The sequence below is a fragment of the Shewanella sp. T24-MNA-CIBAN-0130 genome, from assembly GCF_040310185.1.
Classification (GTDB): Bacteria; Pseudomonadota; Gammaproteobacteria; order Enterobacterales; family Shewanellaceae; genus Shewanella; species Shewanella psychromarinicola.
On sequence record NZ_JBEOPP010000285.1, the window covers coordinates 1 to 275 of the forward strand.

The 275-nt window shown below is 44.0% G+C and carries 1 protein-coding gene; it reads left to right on the forward strand.

Annotated elements, in window-relative coordinates; genetic code table 11:
* Positions 1 to 2: 2 nt before the first annotated feature.
* A partial coding sequence (locus AAEZ02_RS22405) for a RidA family protein (RefSeq protein ID WP_351125231.1) occupies positions 3 to 275 on the forward strand: 273 nt, incomplete at its 3' end.

Genomic DNA, 275 nt, shown 5'->3' on the forward strand with positions numbered 1-275 from the left:
GTATTGTGATCCACAACAATACCGTTTATCTGTGCGGCCAGGTGGCTAAAGATAAGTTCACCGATATTAATACCCAAACTATTACCATGCTTGAAGAGGTCGAAAGCTTGCTCGTACAATCTGGTAGTCGACGCGATCATATTTTATCAGCCACTATTTACCTTAAAGATATGGCTGATTACGATGCAATGAATCAAGTGTGGGACAACTGGTTACCCAAAGGGCATGCCCCAGCAAGAGCTTGTGTACAAGCAGCGATTGCCGAACCTGAATAC